Annotated in this window: 16 protein-coding genes and 1 riboswitch; of the genes, 7 read left to right on the top strand and 9 right to left on the bottom strand. The window is 69.7% G+C overall.

Annotated elements, in window-relative coordinates:
• Positions 1-137: 137 nt before the first annotated feature.
• From ACFW6B_RS13245 to ACFW6B_RS13235, 3 genes are read right to left on the bottom strand one after another with little or no spacing between them, the layout of a single operon-like run.
• A complete protein-coding gene (locus ACFW6B_RS13245) occupies positions 138-1337 on the bottom strand; it encodes a cystathionine gamma-lyase (protein WP_386595196.1) in 1200 nt (399 codons plus the stop codon).
• Complete coding sequence (locus tag ACFW6B_RS13240; RefSeq protein ID WP_386595194.1) at positions 1334-1825, bottom strand: low molecular weight protein-tyrosine-phosphatase; 492 nt, start codon at positions 1823-1825, stop codon at positions 1334-1336. The genes ACFW6B_RS13245 and ACFW6B_RS13240 overlap by 4 nt, the downstream gene beginning before the upstream one ends.
• 18 nt (positions 1826-1843) lie before the next feature.
• On the bottom strand, positions 1844-2221 hold the full coding sequence (locus ACFW6B_RS13235; RefSeq protein WP_386595192.1) for a phage holin family protein: 378 nt from the start codon (positions 2219-2221) through the stop codon (positions 1844-1846).
• Positions 2222-2302: 81 nt separating this feature from the next.
• Between ACFW6B_RS13235 and ACFW6B_RS13230 the strand changes: the two genes are divergently transcribed.
• The 4 genes from ACFW6B_RS13230 (at position 2303) to ACFW6B_RS13215 (ending at position 4817) form a co-directional block, all read left to right on the top strand.
• The gene (locus ACFW6B_RS13230) at positions 2303-2620 is read left to right on the top strand and encodes a cupin domain-containing protein (RefSeq protein WP_386595190.1); all 318 of its coding nucleotides are present in this window, start codon (positions 2303-2305) and stop codon (positions 2618-2620) included.
• Between the two features lie 163 nt (positions 2621-2783).
• Positions 2784-2996, top strand: coding sequence for a DUF5326 family protein (locus ACFW6B_RS13225; protein WP_386595188.1), 213 nt, complete (start codon positions 2784-2786; stop codon positions 2994-2996).
• Positions 2997-3540: 544 nt separating this feature from the next.
• On the top strand, positions 3541-4278 hold the full coding sequence (locus tag ACFW6B_RS13220; RefSeq protein ID WP_386595350.1) for an IclR family transcriptional regulator: 738 nt from the start codon (positions 3541-3543) through the stop codon (positions 4276-4278).
• Positions 4279-4379: 101 nt separating this feature from the next.
• A complete protein-coding gene (locus ACFW6B_RS13215; protein ID WP_037615045.1) occupies positions 4380-4817 on the top strand; it encodes an SsgA family sporulation/cell division regulator in 438 nt (145 codons plus the stop codon).
• A gap of 83 nt (positions 4818-4900) precedes the next feature.
• Here ACFW6B_RS13215 and ACFW6B_RS13210 read toward each other — a convergent pair whose 3' ends face one another.
• Complete coding sequence (locus ACFW6B_RS13210) at positions 4901-6406, bottom strand: YibE/F family protein (RefSeq protein ID WP_386595187.1); 1506 nt, start codon at positions 6404-6406, stop codon at positions 4901-4903.
• Between the two features lie 72 nt (positions 6407-6478).
• Positions 6479-6635, top strand: a riboswitch (TPP riboswitch).
• Between ACFW6B_RS13210 and thiC the strand changes: the two genes are divergently transcribed.
• On the top strand, positions 6630-8450 hold the full coding sequence (gene thiC / locus ACFW6B_RS13205; RefSeq protein ID WP_386595185.1) for a phosphomethylpyrimidine synthase ThiC: 1821 nt from the start codon (positions 6630-6632) through the stop codon (positions 8448-8450). It overlaps the preceding riboswitch by 6 nt.
• A 56-nt stretch (positions 8451-8506) precedes the next feature.
• On the opposite strand, the gene ACFW6B_RS13200 is transcribed toward thiC, so the two are convergent.
• A complete protein-coding gene (locus ACFW6B_RS13200) occupies positions 8507-8902 on the bottom strand; it encodes a VOC family protein (protein ID WP_386595183.1) in 396 nt (131 codons plus the stop codon).
• Positions 8899-9261 (bottom strand): DUF1801 domain-containing protein, encoded by a 363-nt coding sequence (locus tag ACFW6B_RS13195; RefSeq protein ID WP_386595181.1) that lies wholly within the window; start codon positions 9259-9261, stop codon positions 8899-8901. The genes ACFW6B_RS13200 and ACFW6B_RS13195 overlap by 4 nt, the downstream gene beginning before the upstream one ends.
• 209 nt (positions 9262-9470) lie before the next feature.
• Between ACFW6B_RS13195 and ACFW6B_RS13190 the strand changes: the two genes are divergently transcribed.
• A complete protein-coding gene (locus ACFW6B_RS13190; RefSeq protein ID WP_386595179.1) occupies positions 9471-10415 on the top strand; it encodes a LysR family transcriptional regulator in 945 nt (314 codons plus the stop codon).
• Positions 10412-11872, top strand: coding sequence for a VWA domain-containing protein (locus ACFW6B_RS13185; RefSeq protein WP_386595177.1), 1461 nt, complete (start codon positions 10412-10414; stop codon positions 11870-11872). Before ACFW6B_RS13190 ends, ACFW6B_RS13185 begins: the two co-directional genes overlap by 4 nt.
• 211 nt (positions 11873-12083) lie before the next feature.
• On the opposite strand, the gene ACFW6B_RS13180 is transcribed toward ACFW6B_RS13185, so the two are convergent.
• From ACFW6B_RS13180 to ACFW6B_RS13170, 3 genes are all read right to left on the bottom strand, one after another.
• Positions 12084-12947, bottom strand: coding sequence for a hypothetical protein (locus tag ACFW6B_RS13180; protein WP_386595175.1), 864 nt, complete (start codon positions 12945-12947; stop codon positions 12084-12086).
• Positions 12948-13127: 180 nt separating this feature from the next.
• Positions 13128-14270: a metallophosphoesterase gene (locus ACFW6B_RS13175; RefSeq protein ID WP_386595173.1), complete on the bottom strand. Its 1143-nt coding sequence runs from the start codon at positions 14268-14270 to the stop codon at positions 13128-13130.
• Between the two features lie 202 nt (positions 14271-14472).
• Positions 14473-15585: a LacI family DNA-binding transcriptional regulator gene (locus ACFW6B_RS13170; RefSeq protein WP_386595171.1), complete on the bottom strand. Its 1113-nt coding sequence runs from the start codon at positions 15583-15585 to the stop codon at positions 14473-14475.
• Positions 15586-16128: the final 543 nt, after the last annotated feature.

The following is a 16128-nucleotide window of genomic DNA, read 5'->3' as shown; positions in this document are numbered from 1 at the left end:
GGACACTGACACAGAGTCAACTAGCCTTGTTCGCGCGGTTCTTCGCGCGCAGAACCGGGACGGTCCGAGCCACGAGGGGGGAGGCTCGGACCGTCCGTCGTGCGTAGCGGGGCGCTGGTCCCGCGGTGCCGGAAGCCCTACCGCGCGGATGCGTCGAGGGCCCGCAGGATGTCCGTCACCAGGTCCTCGGGGTCCTCGGCGCCGACGGAGAAGCGGATGAAGCCTTCCGGGACGGCGTCGCCACCCCACCGCCCGCGCCGCTCGGCCGTGGACCGTACCCCGCCGAAGCTGGTGGCGTCGTCCACCAGACGCAGCGCGTCGAGGAAACGCTCCGCACGCTCGCGCGAGGGCAGCGTGAAGGAGACGACGCATCCGAAGCGGCGCATCTGCTGCGAGGCGATCTTGTACGAGGGGTCCTCGGGCAGTCCCGGGTAGCGCAGCCCCGTCACCTCGGGACGGTCCCGCAGGACTTCGGCGATCGTCTTCGCGGTGGCGGTCTGCCGGTCGGCCCTGAGCTGGAGCGTGGCGAGCGAGCGGTGGGCCAGCCATGCCTCCATGGGGCCGGGGATGGCACCGACGACCTTGCGCCAGCGTCGTACGGGAGCCATCAGACCGGCGTTCCTGCCGGTGACGTACCCGAGGAGGACGTCGCCGTGCCCGGTGAGCATCTTGGTGCCGCTGGCCACGGAGAAGTCGGCGCCCAGCTCCAGCGGACGCTGCCCGAGCGGGGTGGCCAGCGTGTTGTCCACGGCGACGAGCGTGCCCTGCGCATGCGCGGCCGCGACGAGGCGTCGAAGGTCGCAGACATCGAGACCCGGGTTCGACGGCGTCTCGATCCACAGCAGCTTCGCGCCGTCCAGCACCTCGAGCTGGGCGTCGCCGGCGGTGGGGGCGGTGCGCACCTCGACGCCGAACGCGTTGAGCTGCTCACGCACCAGCGGAAGCACCTGGTAGCCGTCGTCGGGAAGGACGACGACGTCGCCGGCCCGCAGCTGCGAGAAGAGCACCGCGGAGATGGCGGCCATGCCGGAGGGGAAGGAGAGGGTCTCGACGGACTCCTGTCCGGGTGCCTCCAGCTCGCCGATGGCGCGCTCCAGGAGCGTCCAGGTCGGGTTCTCGTCACGGCCGTAGGTGTAGGGGCCGGTGGCCTCACCGGGCAGATGGAAGTGCGCGGCGAAGACCGGCCCGGGAAGGGTCGGCTCGTACTTGACGGGCTCGGGCAGCCCGGCGCGTACCGCCCGTGTGCCGTCGCCCGCCGCCGTCACCGGTGTCTCCGCCCGCTCTCCCGCGGGGCCGGTGCCCTCGTCGTCCGCCGTGACGAAATCCCCTGACGTCATGCCGCTCGTCCCTCCACTTGCTCTCGTACCGCGGCGAGCAGCCCGGGGCTCGCCGCCTCCACCATCTCAAGACATTCCTCGAAACCGCCCATCTGTCCGTAGTACGGATCAGGGACGTCCAGGTCGTCTCCCGCGGCGGGGTCGTACGAGCGCAGCAGCCGGATCTTCCCGGCGTCCCCGGCACTGTCCGCGAGGCGGCGCAGGGCCTTGAGGTGGCCTGTGTCGAGAGCGATGACGAGATCGAGGCGGGAGAACCACGAGGCCTGGAACCGGCGGGCCGCGTGGTGGCTCTCGTAGCCGTTCGACTCCAGTACGGCGACGGTGCGTTCGTCGGCTCCGTCGCCCTCGTGCCAGCCGTCCGTGCCGGCGCTGTCGACCTCGACGAGTCCGTCGAGTCCGGCCCGCGCCACGTGGGCGCGGAAGACGGACTCGGCCATCGGCGAGCGGCAGATGTTTCCGGTGCAGACGAAGCAGACGCGGTAGGTCATGGGAACCTCCCGGTCGTTTCAGTCGCCGTCGGGCAGCACGACGTTGAGCGCCCAGGAGACGACGGAGATGATCAGGCCGCCCAGGACGGCGGTCCAGAAGCCCTCCACGTGGAAGCTCAGGTCGAGTTTGTCGGCGAACCACGAGGTGAGCAGCAGCATCAAGGCGTTCACCACAAGGGTGATCAGGCCGAGGGTGAGGATGAAGAGCGGGAAGGTCAGCACCTTCACGATCGGCTTGACGAGGGAGTTCACCACTCCGAAGACCAGCGCGACGAGGAGGAGGGTGGCTATCTGTCCGCCCGTGCTGTCGCCCGTCAGGGTTATCTCGTCGAGCAACCAGACGGCGACGGCCAGGGCCCCCGCGTTGGCGAGCGTCTTGACTACGAAATTCTTCATGTGTCTGATCGTGGCAGAGAGATCGACTGGCCAGAAGAGGCTGTGGAAACAGCCTGTGGTGCACAGAGGCGGACGAGGGCGATGAAGGCATTCCGGCTTGATGAACTGGAGGCGGAGCGTGCCGCCAACGACGGTGCGTACCTGCAGTTTCTGCGTGAGCGGAACATGTCGGTCGGGCTGTACGCCCTCGACGCGGGCGCCATGGACCCGCAGAAGCCGCATGCCCAGGACGAGGTGTACTTCGTCGTCAGTGGGCGGGCGTCGATCACGGTCGGCCTGGAGACCACCCAGGTGGCCCGGGGAAGCGTCGTCTACGTGCCTGCCGGGGTCGCCCACAAGTTCCACCACATCACGGAGGACCTGCGGGTCCTGGTGATGTTCTCTCCGCCCGAGAGCTGACCCCGCGTCTCAGGGTTCCCTAGGGGAACGGTCAGGGGAGGACAAGGGGTGCGAGGCCCCCGCACGGGCCCTTCCCCGGCCTAGCATCGGATGCGAGACATCAGAGAACCCGGAATCAGTGTCCCGGAGCGGGACGACGGGCGAGGAAGGCAAGGACAGGGCGATGCAGGAGATCTTCAGCGGTATGCCGTGGTGGGTGAAGTGGGTCGCGGTGCCGGTCATCGCCCTCGTGGTGTTCGGCGGTCTGATAGCGAGCATCGTCGGGTTCGTCATCGGCCTGCTCTTCAAGCTGCTCGTCTTCGTCGCGCTGGTCGGCGGGCTGATCTTCATCGTGCGGAAGTTCATGTCGGGTTCCTCCTCGCGCAGCGACTGGTGAGGCACGCGAGGGTGAGCGACAGGTAACGGAAAAAGGGGAAAGGGAACCCAAGGTTCCCTCGGCCGGGGGAAGTTTTCCGTCGAGGCCGCCTCCGAGCGGTGACGGGCCGTTAGAGTCCGGAACTCGACGCGGGTCCGACCCCGCGGGCAGCGCACAGCCCCCTCCCGTGATTTCCCGCACGGGCGGTCCTCCTCGCTCTTCGGAGTGCCTCTTGGCCACGGTTGACACCGCACCCGCACCATCCGTCGCTCCACCCTCCCGGCGACCGGGTACGCCGACGGCGACCCGCGTTCCACCGGTTCAGCCGCGTACCTCGCCGGGGGAGCCACCCCTCTCGCGCGCCCCCTCGGCTCCGCCCGGGAAGCAGGCGGAGCCCCGGACTCCGGTGGCGGGGGAACCAGCCCGGCGCACCGCGCCGGCGAAAGGGCCCACCGGACCGTCGGGGACCCGCGGCCCACTCCCGACGGCCGTGGGCCAGGCAAGGATCGGCAGCACCGCGCAGGGGCAGCCGGAGGCCGCTCCCCTGGACTCCCACACCACCACGCTGATCGGCTCGGTCCAGCGCGCGATGCGTCTGCTGGAGGCCGTCGCCTCGCGTGAGCAGGGAGCCCCCGCCAAGCAGCTCGCCCGGGAGGCGGGGCTGGCGTTGCCGACCGCCTACCACCTGCTGCGCACCCTGGTCCACGAGGGCTATCTGCGCCGTGACAGAGGGCTGTTCTTCCTCGGTGAGGCCGCCGAGCGGCTGAGCAGCAGCGGCGCGCGGCAGAAACGTCGCAGCACGATGAGGGACACACTCGCGCACTGGCGCGACGCGATCGGCGCACCCGTGTACTACGCGGTCTACCGCGAGGGTGAGATCGAGGTCGTGTGTGTCGCCGACACCCCGGCGAATCCCGCGGTCGAGGAATGGGCCGACTTCCGCGAGACCGGGCACGCCCACGCGGTCGGCCAGTGTCTGCTGGCCCAGCTGGACGACAAGTCCCGGCGTGACCACCTCGACCGCTACCCGGTGCGGGCTCTCACCCCGTACACGGTGCGTGACGAGGACCGCCTGCTACGACGCCTGGAGCGGACGGGCCGGATGGAACCGGTGATCGAGCGGCAGGAGTACGTGCTGGGCACGGTCTGCGCCGCGATCCCGGTCACCGCGGGCAGTTCGGCCGCGGCCGTGGCCTTCTCCCTCCCCTCCCACCAGGGTGACCGGCTGATGCCCACGGCGCGGAAGCTGCAGGGCGAGGTCGGCCGGAGGCTAGGAACACTCGCCTTCTCTATCAGTATCTGAAAAATCACTCCTTGTAATGTGGCATGCACGTTGAGCAATATTTCCAGCAGTGTCAGGTGGGACGACTCCTGGCCAGTCGACGGCAAACGACGGGGTAGGCGATGCGCGAGTCGGTGCAGGCAGAGGTCATGATGAGCTTCCTCGTGTCCGAGGAGCTGTCCTTCCGCATTCCTGTCGAGCTGCGATACGAGACCTGTGATCCGTACGCCGTGCGGTTGACCTTCCATCTGCCCGGCGACGCGCCGGTGACCTGGGCGTTCGGACGGGAACTGCTCATCGACGGGGTGGGCAGGCCCTGCGGCGACGGCGATGTGCACATCGCTCCGGCCGAGCCGGAGGCGCTCGGCGAGGTGCTGATCCGGCTTCAGGTCGGCGGTGACCACGCGCTGTTCCGGTCCGGGACCGCGCCGCTCGTCGCGTTCCTCGACCGGACGGACAGGCTCGTGCCGCTCGGGCAGGAACGCTCCCTCGAAGGTTTCGACACCTCTTTGGACGCGGTGCTCGACCGCATCCTCACGGAGGAGCAGAGCGCGGGCTGAGGCCCTGTCCGGCACGGAGCGGAGGAACGCTTCCTCACAAGGGCCGCCGGTGCAGGATGGTTTCGGCGTTTCCGCGGGACGCGTCAGTGCTTGCGGCGGCGTCCCTTCCCGCTTCGTGCCGGGGTCCTGTCGGTCGCCGGCTGCGCGGGGACGGGGGCGCCGCCCTCGCGGTCCGCGGCCACCACCAGGGCGGCCAGCGCGGTCGTCACCGGCACCGCGGCGACCAGACCGATCGAGCCGACCAGCGTGCGCACGATCTCCTCGGCGACCAGTTCGCTGTTGGCGACGGCGTCCACGCTGCTCTGCGCGATCGAGAAGAGCAACAGCAGCGGCAGCGCGGCGCCCGCGTAGGCCAGGACGAGTGTGTTGACGACCGACGCGATGTGGTCGCGGCCGATACGGATGCCCGCGCGGTACAGACCGCGCCAGCCCATCGTGGGGTTCGCCTCGTGCAGTTCCCAGACCGCGGACGTCTGCGTCACCGTCACGTCGTCCAGGACGCCGAGCGAGCCGATGATGACACCTGCCAGCAGCAGACCGCTCATGTCGATGGACGGGTAGAGACCGTGGATCAGACCGGTGTTGTCGTCGGTGTTGCCGGTCAGCACGGCCCAGTCGATGAAGAACGAGCCGAGGAGACCGATCAGCACCAGGGAGAGCAGGGTGCCGACCACCGCCACGGAGGTGCGGGCCGACAGGCCATGACACATGTAGAGCGCGATCAGCATGATCGCGCTGGACCCGACGACGGCCACGAGCAGAGGATTCGAGCCCTGCAGGATCGCGGGCAGGATGAAGAAGTTCAGGATCACGAAGCTGATGGCCAGGGCGACCAGCGCCATGATGCCGCGCATCCTGCCGATCACCACGACGACCACCGCGAAGATCACGGCGAGCAGTGCCAGAGGCAGCTTCCGGTTCGCGTCCGTCACCGAGTACTGGAGCTCCTTGGGAGCGGACGGCTCGTACGCGACAACGACCTTCTGGCCCTGCTCCAACTGCCGTGACTGATCGGGCTGGACGATCTCGGTGAACGTGCGGCCCTCGTCCTTCCCGGTGTCGATCCGGACGGTCGCCTTCTTGCAATCCTTCGCCGTCTGTCGCTGGGCGGAGGAACCCCCGGTGGCGGTGGCGCCGCCCGTCGAGGCTCCCGGAGCGGCGTTCACGGACTTGCAGTCCACCAGCTCGATCCTGGTGACCGTCGCCTGCTGGGTCTGTCGGTCGAAGCCGACACCGGTGCGCTCGTGGCCCGGCGCGCCGCCGGGCCACAGGACCACGAGACCCGCCACGACCGCGACCGCGAAGGGGATCAGTACCGCGGCGATGACCTTGCGCAGATGCTTGGAGACCGGTGCGGCGGGACCGTGGCTGTGGGAATGCCCGTGCCCGGCGCTCACCGGCTCGTCGTGCCCACGACGGGGATCCGGCCCCGACCCGTCTCCCGAACCGTGATGATCACTTCCAGGGCCGTGTCCATGCCTGTGCTCGTGCTCGTGGCTGATACCGGAGCCATGCCCGCGGCCGCCGTCGGAGCCGGGACGGCGTGGTGGCTCGGACGGGGGGAACGGGTGCTGCCGGGTCGTCGTCACCGCTCGATCATCGCAAGTGCGTCAAGGCGCCCTCTGTTCACCGCGCCAGACATGACGCTAGCGTGGAGGCGCTTTTGTACACGCGGGAGCTCGGAGCACCGGGCTGAGAGGACGCTGACCTCCGTCTTCGCGATGTTTCACATGAAACATCGGCGATCGGAAGCCGCTGCGTCGACCGCTGAACCTGTTACCGGGTAATGCCGGCGTAGGGAGTAGAGGTCTCATGACCGACAAGGATGTACGCACGCCTGTCTCCAGCCGGGCGGACGGGGTTTCTCCGTCGTCCCCGAGCGGGCAGGGCGAGCAGTCCATCGGCTGGCACAAGGCATACGTCGGGGGTACACGTCCCGACCTGCGGGTGCCGGTCCGCCAGGTGCACCTCACCAACGGGCAGTCCGTGACGCTGTACGACACCTCCGGTCCGTACACCGATCCGACTGTCGACACCGATGTGCGCAGAGGGCTGGCCCCCCTGCGTGAGGGCTGGATCATCGCCCGTGGAGACACCGAGGAGTACGCGGGCCGTCCCATCCGTCCCGAGGACGACGGGATCAAGCACACGTCCCCGCGGGGAGGGCTGCGCAATCTCGACGCCGTCTTCCCCGGCCGGCCGCGTCAGCCGCGCCGGGGACGGTCCGGGCAGGCGGTCACCCAGCTCGCCTACGCGAGGCGCGGTGAGATCACGCCCGAGATGGAGTTCGTGGCGGTCCGCGAGAACGTCGACCCCGAGGTCGTACGGGAGGAGATCGCCGCGGGCCGGGCGGTGCTGCCCGCGAACGTCAACCATCCCGAGATCGAGCCGATGATCATCGGCAAGCGGTTCCTGGTGAAGGTCAACGCCAACATCGGCAATTCCGCGGTGACGTCCTCCATCGAGGAGGAGGTCGAGAAGATGACCTGGGCGACCCGCTGGGGCGCTGACACGGTCATGGACCTGTCCACCGGCCGCAACATCCACACCACCCGGGAATGGGTGCTGCGCAACTCCCCCGTACCCATCGGCACCGTGCCGCTGTACCAGGCGCTGGAGAAGGTCGACGGCCGTGCCGAGGAGCTGACCTGGGAGATCTACAAGGACACCGTCATCGAGCAGGCCGAGCAGGGCGTGGACTACATGACGGTCCACGCGGGCGTGCGCCTGGCGTATGTGCCGCTCACCGCGAACCGCAAGACCGGCATCGTCTCGCGCGGCGGCTCGATCATGGCCGCCTGGTGCCTCGCGCACCACAAGGAGTCGTTCCTGTACGAGAACTTCGAGGAACTCTGCGAGATCCTCGCCGCGTACGACGTCACCTACTCGCTCGGCGACGGGCTGCGGCCGGGCTCCATCGCGGACGCCAACGACGCGGCGCAGTTCGCCGAGTTGAGGACGCTCGGGGAACTCAACAAGGTCGCGAAGCGTTTTCAGGTACAGACGATGATCGAAGGCCCGGGACACGTCCCGATGCACAAGATCAAGGAGAACATCGACCTTCAGCAGGAGATCTGTGATGAAGCTCCGTTCTATACCCTCGGCCCGCTGACGACGGACGTCGCGCCGGCGTACGACCACATCACTTCCGGCATCGGTGCCGCGATGATCGCCTGGTGGGGCACGGCGATGCTCTGCTATGTCACGCCCAAGGAGCACTTGGGCCTGCCCGATCGTGACGACGTCAAGACCGGCGTCATCACCTACAAGATCGCCGCCCACGCAGCCGACCTCGCCAAGGGGCACCCAGGTGCGCAGGAATGGGATGACGCGCTCTCCGACGCCCGCTTCGAGTTCCGGTGGGAGGACCAGTTCAACCTGGCCCTCGACCCGGACACGGCGCGGGAGTTCCACGACCAGACATTGCCGGCCGAGCCCGCCAAGACGGCCCACTTCTGTTCCATGTGCGGGCCGAAGTTCTGCTCGATGAAGATCAGCCAGGACATCAACGAGCGGTTCGGCGGGGAAGTGGCCGACGGCGCCTCCGCCGCGGAGATCTCGGAGGGCATGCTCCAGAAGTCCCGGGAGTTCGCCGAGGCGGGCAACCGCGTGTATCTGCCGCTGGCCGACTGAGCCACCGCATGAGGGCGCGGTCCGGGGCGGCCCCCGGACCGCGGCCCTCGGCAGGGTCATGGCGTGACGTCCTGCGGGTACCAGCGCAGTTCGACGGTGTTGCCGTCCGGGTCCTGGACGTAGACCGAGGTGGCGGTGCCCCGCGCGCCGAAGCGTTCCACGGGACCCTCGAGCACGGTGAAGGAGCCCGACGCGATGACCTGGTCCCAGTCCAGCGGTTCCACGGTGAGACAGATGTGGTCGACGTTGGACCCGCCGCGGGCATGGGCGATCAGGTCGATGATGGTCTCCGCGGTGACCCTCACCGACGGGAACGGCGCCTGACCGCGCCGCCATTCGGAGACGCGTACGGGTTCCAGGCCGAGGAGTCCGGTGTAGAAGTCCAGGGACCGTTCGACGTCCTCGACATTGAGGACCAGGTGGTCGAAGGCCTTCACGCGCAGAGTGGTCATGTCGTCTCCAGGGCGACGGCGTGGCGGAGCCACGCGCTGAACAGGGTGGGGTCCACCTCGTCGGCACGGCTGAGCTTCACCGAGGCCATCCGGCGGGCTCCGGCGACCAGCCGACCTGACGGATCGGCCACGTCCTGGCCGCGCCAGAGGCCGAAGGTGACGTAGGACGTGTAGGCCTTGAGCAGGCAGACCGGGGTCCGGCCCGGCTTGTCCCCGAGGCTCCAGGTGGGATGGCCGTGCCACAGCGCGCCGGAGTCGGCGGGGAGGGCGGAGTCGACGACGTGTCCGACCCTCTCGCCGATGTCACGCAGCGGGCCGTCGAGCCCGTCCAGGTAGGCGGTGATGTCCGAGGAAGTCATGTGGGTCCCCGTTCGGAAAGGGTGTGATGGACGGGATGGACGTGGTGCGCGCAACCGGGCGCGGAAGCGCTGTGCACTCGGCGGGCCGGGGGACTCGCAGGCTTTTTCCCACCGCCGGGTGGACGTCTTCTACGATCCGCCGCGGGACGGACGCCATCAAGGCACGATCGCTGTACGACCGTTGAGCCAGATTTAACGCCGGGGGATTCATGCTGGAGCGACTGGAGACCGAGACCTTTCTGACGCTGGCCGAGGAACTGCACTTCGGCCGGACCGCAGAACGGCTGCTGATCACGACCGGGCGGGTCAGCCAGGTGATCAAGAAGCTGGAGCGCCGCGTCGGCGGCCGGCTCTTCGAACGCAACAGCAGATCCGTCCGCCTCACCCCGGTCGGCCGGCAGCTCGCCGACGATCTGACGCCCCTGGTCGCCGGGATGGAAGCCGCGCTGCGAAGGGCGGCCGACGCCAGCCGGGGAGTCACCGGAGAACTGCGGGTCGCCTTCCTCGGTGAGTGGACGGCACCCGCGCTTCTCAGGGCGGTCGGACTGTTCGGCGAGCGCCACCCGGACTGCCGGGTCGACGTCCGGGAGGTTCAGCTCTCCAACTCCCGGGCGAGCCTGATGGACGGTTCGGTCGACGCGCTGCTCGCCTCGTTCCCCTTCGACGGAATGTCCTGCGGCCCCGCCCTGCTGCGGGAGGGACGGGTACTGGCCGTCGCGGCCGGTCATCCGCTGGCCCGCGAGGAACGGCTGTCCCTCGAGGTGCTCGCGGAACACCCCGTGGTCCAGTACCCCCAGGTGACCTCGGCAGCCTTCAAACGGGACCGCACACCGGACCACACCCCCTCGGGCAGGCCCGTTCCGAAGGGGCCGGCCGGAGGGTCGTTCTCCGAGATGCTGACCCTGGTCGCCATGGGCCGTGGCGTCCTTCCTGTCGGGGAACACTCCCGGCAGTACTACCCCCGGCCCGACATCGCCTACATACCCCTTCACGACGCGCAGCCGATCGAACGGGGACTGGTGTGGAGGAAGGGCGACACCACCGAGCGGCTGCGCGAGTTCGTACGGGCCGCGACGGACGCGGCCGGCTCCTTCCACGGGCAGGTGTACAGGTCGGATCCACCGACGGCTTCTCCAGGGAGACTGGGCGCATGACAGCGACATCGATGAGCAAGGGTGCCAACCTTCCCGTCGCCGCGCAGCGGGTGCGGGTCGTACTCGGCTGGTCCGCCGGCCCCGGCGCGCCGGACGCCGACGCCTCGGCCCTGCTGCTCCGCGCGGACGGGCGGGTGCGTGACGACGGTGACTTCGTCTTCTACAACCAGCCCGGTCACGCCTCCGGGGCCGTCCGTCACACGGGCAAGCGACGGGAGGGCGAGGGCACGACGGACACCGTCGAGGTGGATCTGCGTTCCCTGGAGCCGGAGATCCAGCGGGTCGTTCTGGGCGCCTCCGCCGACGGGGGCACCTTCGGTGAGCTGTCGGGTCTGAGGCTGCGGCTGTTCGACGCCGAAACCGGGCAGGAGCTGGCGTTCTTCGCGATGGAGGCGACGACGGAGACGGCGTTCATCGGAGGTGAGCTGTACCTGAGGGGCGGGCAGTGGAAGTTCCGCGCGGTGGGCCAGGGATACGCCTCCGGACTCGCGGGTCTGGCCACCGACTTCGGGATCAGCGTGGACGAGGACCCGGGCGCCTCCGGGAGCACCGACGCGAGGAGCGCGGGCACCGGGGCCGCCCCGCCGGCACCGACAGCCCCACCGGTCGCCGCGCCTCCGGCACCCCCGACCGCGCCGCCCGTTCCCCAGGCAACCCAGACACCCCCGGCACCCGCCCCAGGATCGGCTCCCCGGCTCGTCAAGGGCGAGGAGCGGCTGCCCGTGGACATGCGCAAGCGGCTCTCCCTGCGCAAGGAGCAGGTGGCGGTCAGCCTGCGCAAGCACGGGGCCGTGGACGTCAGGGCCCGCGTCATCCTGGTCCTGGACGCTTCCGGCTCCATGTCGCTCCTGTACTCCAAGGGCGTCGTGGTCGACGTGGTGGAGCGGATGGCGGCGGTGGCGGCCCAGCTGGACGACGACGGGGAGATGCAGGCGTGGACCTTCGCGTCGAACCCGGCCCGGCTGCCCGATCTCGCCCTGGGCGATCTTCCGGAGTGGCTGGAGCGCCATGTCCGGGTCGGTGAACTGACCCTGTTCCGGCGGAAGAAGCCGAAGAAGGGTCTGCTGCCGGGACAGGTGGACATGCGGGCCGTCGGCATCCAGAACGAGGAACAGAAGGTGATCGCCGAGGTGCGGGCGTTCGTCCGTGAGCACCCGGCCGCCGATCCCACGCTGGTGCTCTTCTTCTCCGACGGCGGCGTCTACCGCAACAAGGAGATCGAGAAGGAGCTGCGGGAGGCGGTGGACGAACCGGTCTTCTGGCAGTTCGTCGGGCTGGGGCGCTCCAACTACGGCGTCCTGGAGCGGTTCGACACCCTGCCGGGCCGACGCGTCGACAACGTGGGTTTCTTCGCGGTCGACGACATCAGCGACGTACCGGATCCGGAGCTCTACGACCGGCTGTTGTCCGAGTTCCCGTCGTGGACGAGGGAGGCGCGGCGGTTGGGCATCATCTGAGGCACCCCGAAACCGGCAGCCGGACCACAGCCCGGACAGCCAGCCGGACCACGGCCCGGCCCCGGCCGGGCAGCCCGAGGAGACCGGGTCCCTGCCGCGGCCGTACGGGGAGGTGTTCACGGCAGCGGGAAAGGGCGCAGTGGCACGGTGTACGGGCCCGCGCGGCCGCGCGGGCCCCGTCCCGCCACGACCCGGCCGTCGGCCGGCCGGGTCACTCGGGCTGGTGTTCAGGCCCTCCGAAGTCCGGGCTGGTGAAGTCCGGGCTGGAGAAGCTCGGGCGCGGGCCCGCCGCAGGTCCGCCCTCGGGGCTGCTGAACCCCGGTCGGCCGTACCCGAGGTGGGGTATGCGGCTGGGGGCCGGTGCGGGGCGGCCCAGTGCCGCCGAGCCCGGGTCCGCGAGGGCTTCCCGGAGGAACGGCATGATGCCGCGCTCCAGCAGGGCGTCACGCCAGGCTTCCTTGGCCCGGGTGACCTGTCCGGTCAGTTCGTCGCCCGCTTCGGCCCGGAGGGAGGAGGAGCTGTTGCGCAGGGCGGTCAGCAGCAGTCCGGCCGCGGCGACCAGGATGGCGGCCGCCGTGACCGCGCCGAAGACCCATCCGGTGGTCAGAAGGGTTCTGGCGATGGTCGGCTCAGGGTCGAGCATCCGCAGGACGTAACCCACGAGCAGGAAGATCACCGCGGCCGTCCCGGCGAGGACGGGGGCGAGCACCGCGACGACGGCGACCGCTCCGGCCCCGGCGGTCTCGGTGACCTCCCCCACGGTGGTGGCGAGCCCCATCGTGGTCGTGCCCGGCTCCGTGGAGCCGGTCTCCTCGCCCGCGGCCGGGGCGGACCGCACCGGCCGGCGCAGTTCGCTGCGGATCTTCACGTAGTGCGCGTACTCGTCCGACGCGGCCGTCGTGATGAGGGCCGTGGCGTTGAGCGCCATGGTGCGCAGTTGTTCGAGGTTGAGCCGCCGGCCGACAGCGGCGAGTTCCGGGCGGTGTGGTGCGGAGCGCAGCGCCTCATCGAGGATCCGCTCGTATTCCTGGCGGTCCTCGCTCAGCAGGTGCTGCGGAACGCTGTTCATCTGCATCCCCCGATGCTCCGTAGGGCTGATGGCTCGCACGCTGACGAGCCGTTGGGCAGAAACGGAGGGGAGCCTGCTACGGATAAGGCGATGGTAGAGCGGCGACGGCACGCCGTGACAGGGGGTTTCCAGAAATTGGCCCCTGTCCGGAGCGGTCCGTCCGCCGGGCTTCTGCCCGGCGAACGCTCAGACGTCCAGCGGAAGTTGTTGGACCAGCAGCTTTCCGGCCATGGTCACTCCACCGTCCATCGCGATGGCCAGACCCTCGGCGTAGACGTGCGGTCCTTCGATGACGGGACCCGATCCGGCCTCGCCGTCCTCCGGGACCGCCTCGCCCAGGAGGTAGGGGATGGGGCTGTGGCCGTGGACGACGCGCGTACCGCCGTACGCGCCGAGCAGCTCGCGGACCGCCCCGGCCCCCTCGTCGCGGAAGGCGAAGCGCCGGGTGAACTTGCGGAAGAGGTCCCAGCAGTCCTCGGCGTCGTTGCGGGTGAGGGTCTCGCGGACGGTGTCGTTGACCGCTTCGATGGAGTCGCCGTAGTCGAGGTAGGCGGTGGTGTCGGAGTGCACCAGAAGGTGACCGTCGACCAGTTCCATGGCGTCGAGGCGGGCCATCCACTGCAGGTGGTGGTCCTGGAGGCGGTCCATGTCCGTCTTCTGGCCGCCGTTGAGCAGCCAGGCGGCCTGGAAGGTGGCGGTGCCGGCGCCGGAACTGACCGGTGTGTCGCCGAACCGCTTGGCGCCGAGCAGCAACAGCTCGTGGTTGCCCATGAGCGCCTTGCAGTAGCCGCCGGCCGCGGCCGCCTCGGCGGACAGCCGCATCACGAGGTCGATCACGCCGATGCCGTCCGGGCCGCGGTCGGTGAAGTCGCCGAGGAACCACAGGCGCGAGGTACCGGCCGACCAGCTGCCGGCCGCGTCGACGAGGCCCTTGGCCTGGAGCGCGGCGACGAGCTGGTCGAGGTAGCCGTGCACGTCACCGACGACGTACAGCGGGCCGGGTCCGTTGCCGGGCGCCGGGGCGGGCGCGCCGGAGGGGCTGACGACGACCTGCTGGGTGTCGCCCCGGTTGATGACCGGCAGATCACGCTGTGTGGGCGTGTACCCCTCGGAGAACTCGCCCGGGAACTCCGCCGGAGACTTCATGGACGCGTAGGGGGAGGATTCCCCCGACGCGTACCGCGCAGTCTCCCCGACAGGTCCGGCGCCCTCGCCATGAGGCGTGTTCTGCGCATACGGACCGGTCTCGTGGACGTACCCCGGTACCCGGAAGTCGCGCAACGTCGCCGTCCGCACCACCTCGGGTCCCTGACCGGCCCCCTGAGTCATCGACCCCTCCACCACCATCGCGCCGCATCTGCACCGGTTCGGACTGCCTGGTCGCAGCGGCCCGCGGTGTCGTCCGCCCATCATAGGAATGCGGATCGCGCCATGTGATGACCCAGGGGTGGTGAATCGGAACAGGAGCCCAGTTCACCGCGGTTTTCGCCCGAATTGGGCGGGGCTCGCCCCGCCCTCGCCCGATCGGTCCTCAGCGCTGCCCGGGTGATCGGGGCGGACTGACGGTCGTCCGCGGCGGCCGGCGCTGCGACGAGGTCCGCACGATCAGCTCCGTGGGTATCACCTGCTCGACCGGTTGATCCGATTCGACCCCCTCGATGGCGTCGATCAGCAACTGGACGACGGCCGTGCCGATCCTGCGCGGTTTGAGGGAGAGGGTCGTGACGGGCGGCTCGGTGCTGGCGTAGACGTTCGACTCGCTGCAGCACACCAGAAGCAGGTCGTCGGGTACGCGCAGACCGTAGCGGCGGGCGGCGGCCAGCAGGTCGGTGCCGTTCGGGTCGAAGAGGCCGTAGACGGCGTCCGGGCGGTCGGGCCGGGCGAGGAGCCGGTCGGCGGCCACCGCCCCGGCGCACGGATCGTGCGCCGGGTAGGCCTCGTACACCGGATCCTGTCCCACGCGCTCGCACCAGCGCAGGTACGCGGTGGTGGAGAGATGGGTGTACGTGTCCGTGGTGGTGCCGGTGAGGAGGCCGATGCGGCGGGCGCCGGCGTCGGCCAGGTGGTCGAGGATGCCGAGGACCGCGGCCTCGTGGTCGTTGTCCACCCAGGCGGTGACCGGGAGCGATCCCACGGGCCGGCCGTCGGAGACGACGGGCAGCCCCTGGCGGACCAGCTCGCTGACGACCGGGTCCTGGTCGGACGGGTCGATGACCACGGTTCCGTCCAGGGCGACGTTCGACCACACGTCGTGGCGGGAGGTCGCGGGGAGGATGACCAGGGCGTACCCCCGGGCGAGCGCGGCCGAGGTGGCGGCTCTGGCCATCTCGGCGAAATACGCGAACTCGGTGAAGGTGAAAGGTTCATCCCCGTACGTGGTGACGGTCAGGCCGATCAGGCCGGACTTGCCGGTACGGAGGGTTCGGGCCGCGGCCGAGGGGCGGTAGCCCAGCCGGTCGGCGACTTCGCGGACATGGCGTCGGGTGGCGTCCGGGAGCCGTCCCTTGCCGTTGAGGGCGTCGGACACGGTTGTGATGGAGACCCCTGCTGCCGCGGCCACGTCTCTGATACCGGCCCGGCCCGGCCGACCGCCTCGGCGGGAGGTCTCCGCCCGGCTCACCTGGTGCTTCCCTGCTGCTGTCATGGCGAGCCGATAGTAGGGCTCCTGCGGTGGGGTAGCGCGGACGCATATGCACGCGTTGACAGGCACGTTTCTGCATGATCGAAATGCTTTAACTTCCTTTGAAGTGAAGGAAGTTGGGCGATCCCATCCCAGTACGTGACTTGTCGGCGCGCGCGAGCCTGCCAAGCGGGCCATGTTTCGAAGAGGTCTCAACTCACCTGTACGAGGGATGCGCGCCACGGCGTGAGCCACCGGCGCATGTGATAGCCGTCGGCGCGCCCCCTTTTCGTACGACTTCGTACTTCGACGGCCGCCTCGCTGCCTCGCCGCCCGCCTCACCGCCCGCCCGGCCGCCTCACCGCCGGGCTGCCTCACCGCCGGGCCGCCCGGCCGTGGGCCGGCGACGGCCGGCCCGGTGCCGCCCGGGCCCGCGGATGATCACCCGGCGGGCACGTGGTGGTGTCAGGTTGTCCACAGGCCATTCGCAGCGGCGCGGAATCCTCATAAGGTGAGAAGCATTGGTAGCCGGTGGTGGTCATGAGCCGCTGGTGGTCACGAGGAGGA

Origin of the sequence: Streptomyces sp. NPDC058751, from assembly GCF_042746485.1 — a bacterium.
Lineage (GTDB): Bacteria > Actinomycetota > Actinomycetes > Streptomycetales > Streptomycetaceae > Streptomyces.
The sequence above is the reverse complement of the archived record's forward strand: the minus strand, read 5'-3'. Positions and strand labels throughout refer to the sequence as shown.

Coding starts and splice junctions, on each gene's coding strand:
- ACFW6B_RS13190 (WP_386595179.1), top strand. CDS start 9,471: ATGCTGGAGCGACTGGAGACCGAGACCTTTCTGACGCTGGCCGAGGAA.
- ACFW6B_RS13225 (WP_386595188.1), top strand. CDS start 2,784: ATGCAGGAGATCTTCAGCGGTATGCCGTGGTGGGTGAAGTGGGTCGCG.
- ACFW6B_RS13175 (WP_386595173.1), bottom strand. CDS start 14,270: ATGACTCAGGGGGCCGGTCAGGGACCCGAGGTGGTGCGGACGGCGACG.
- ACFW6B_RS13170 (WP_386595171.1), bottom strand. CDS start 15,585: ATGACAGCAGCAGGGAAGCACCAGGTGAGCCGGGCGGAGACCTCCCGC.
- ACFW6B_RS13180 (WP_386595175.1), bottom strand. CDS start 12,947: ATGCAGATGAACAGCGTTCCGCAGCACCTGCTGAGCGAGGACCGCCAG.
- ACFW6B_RS13235 (WP_386595192.1), bottom strand. CDS start 2,221: ATGAAGAATTTCGTAGTCAAGACGCTCGCCAACGCGGGGGCCCTGGCC.
- ACFW6B_RS13230 (WP_386595190.1), top strand. CDS start 2,303: ATGAAGGCATTCCGGCTTGATGAACTGGAGGCGGAGCGTGCCGCCAAC.
- ACFW6B_RS13200 (WP_386595183.1), bottom strand. CDS start 8,902: ATGACCACTCTGCGCGTGAAGGCCTTCGACCACCTGGTCCTCAATGTC.
- ACFW6B_RS13185 (WP_386595177.1), top strand. CDS start 10,412: ATGACAGCGACATCGATGAGCAAGGGTGCCAACCTTCCCGTCGCCGCG.
- ACFW6B_RS13215 (WP_037615045.1), top strand. CDS start 4,380: ATGCGCGAGTCGGTGCAGGCAGAGGTCATGATGAGCTTCCTCGTGTCC.
- ACFW6B_RS13240 (WP_386595194.1), bottom strand. CDS start 1,825: ATGACCTACCGCGTCTGCTTCGTCTGCACCGGAAACATCTGCCGCTCG.
- ACFW6B_RS13195 (WP_386595181.1), bottom strand. CDS start 9,261: ATGACTTCCTCGGACATCACCGCCTACCTGGACGGGCTCGACGGCCCG.
- ACFW6B_RS13245 (WP_386595196.1), bottom strand. CDS start 1,337: ATGACGTCAGGGGATTTCGTCACGGCGGACGACGAGGGCACCGGCCCC.
- thiC (WP_386595185.1), top strand. CDS start 6,630: ATGACCGACAAGGATGTACGCACGCCTGTCTCCAGCCGGGCGGACGGG.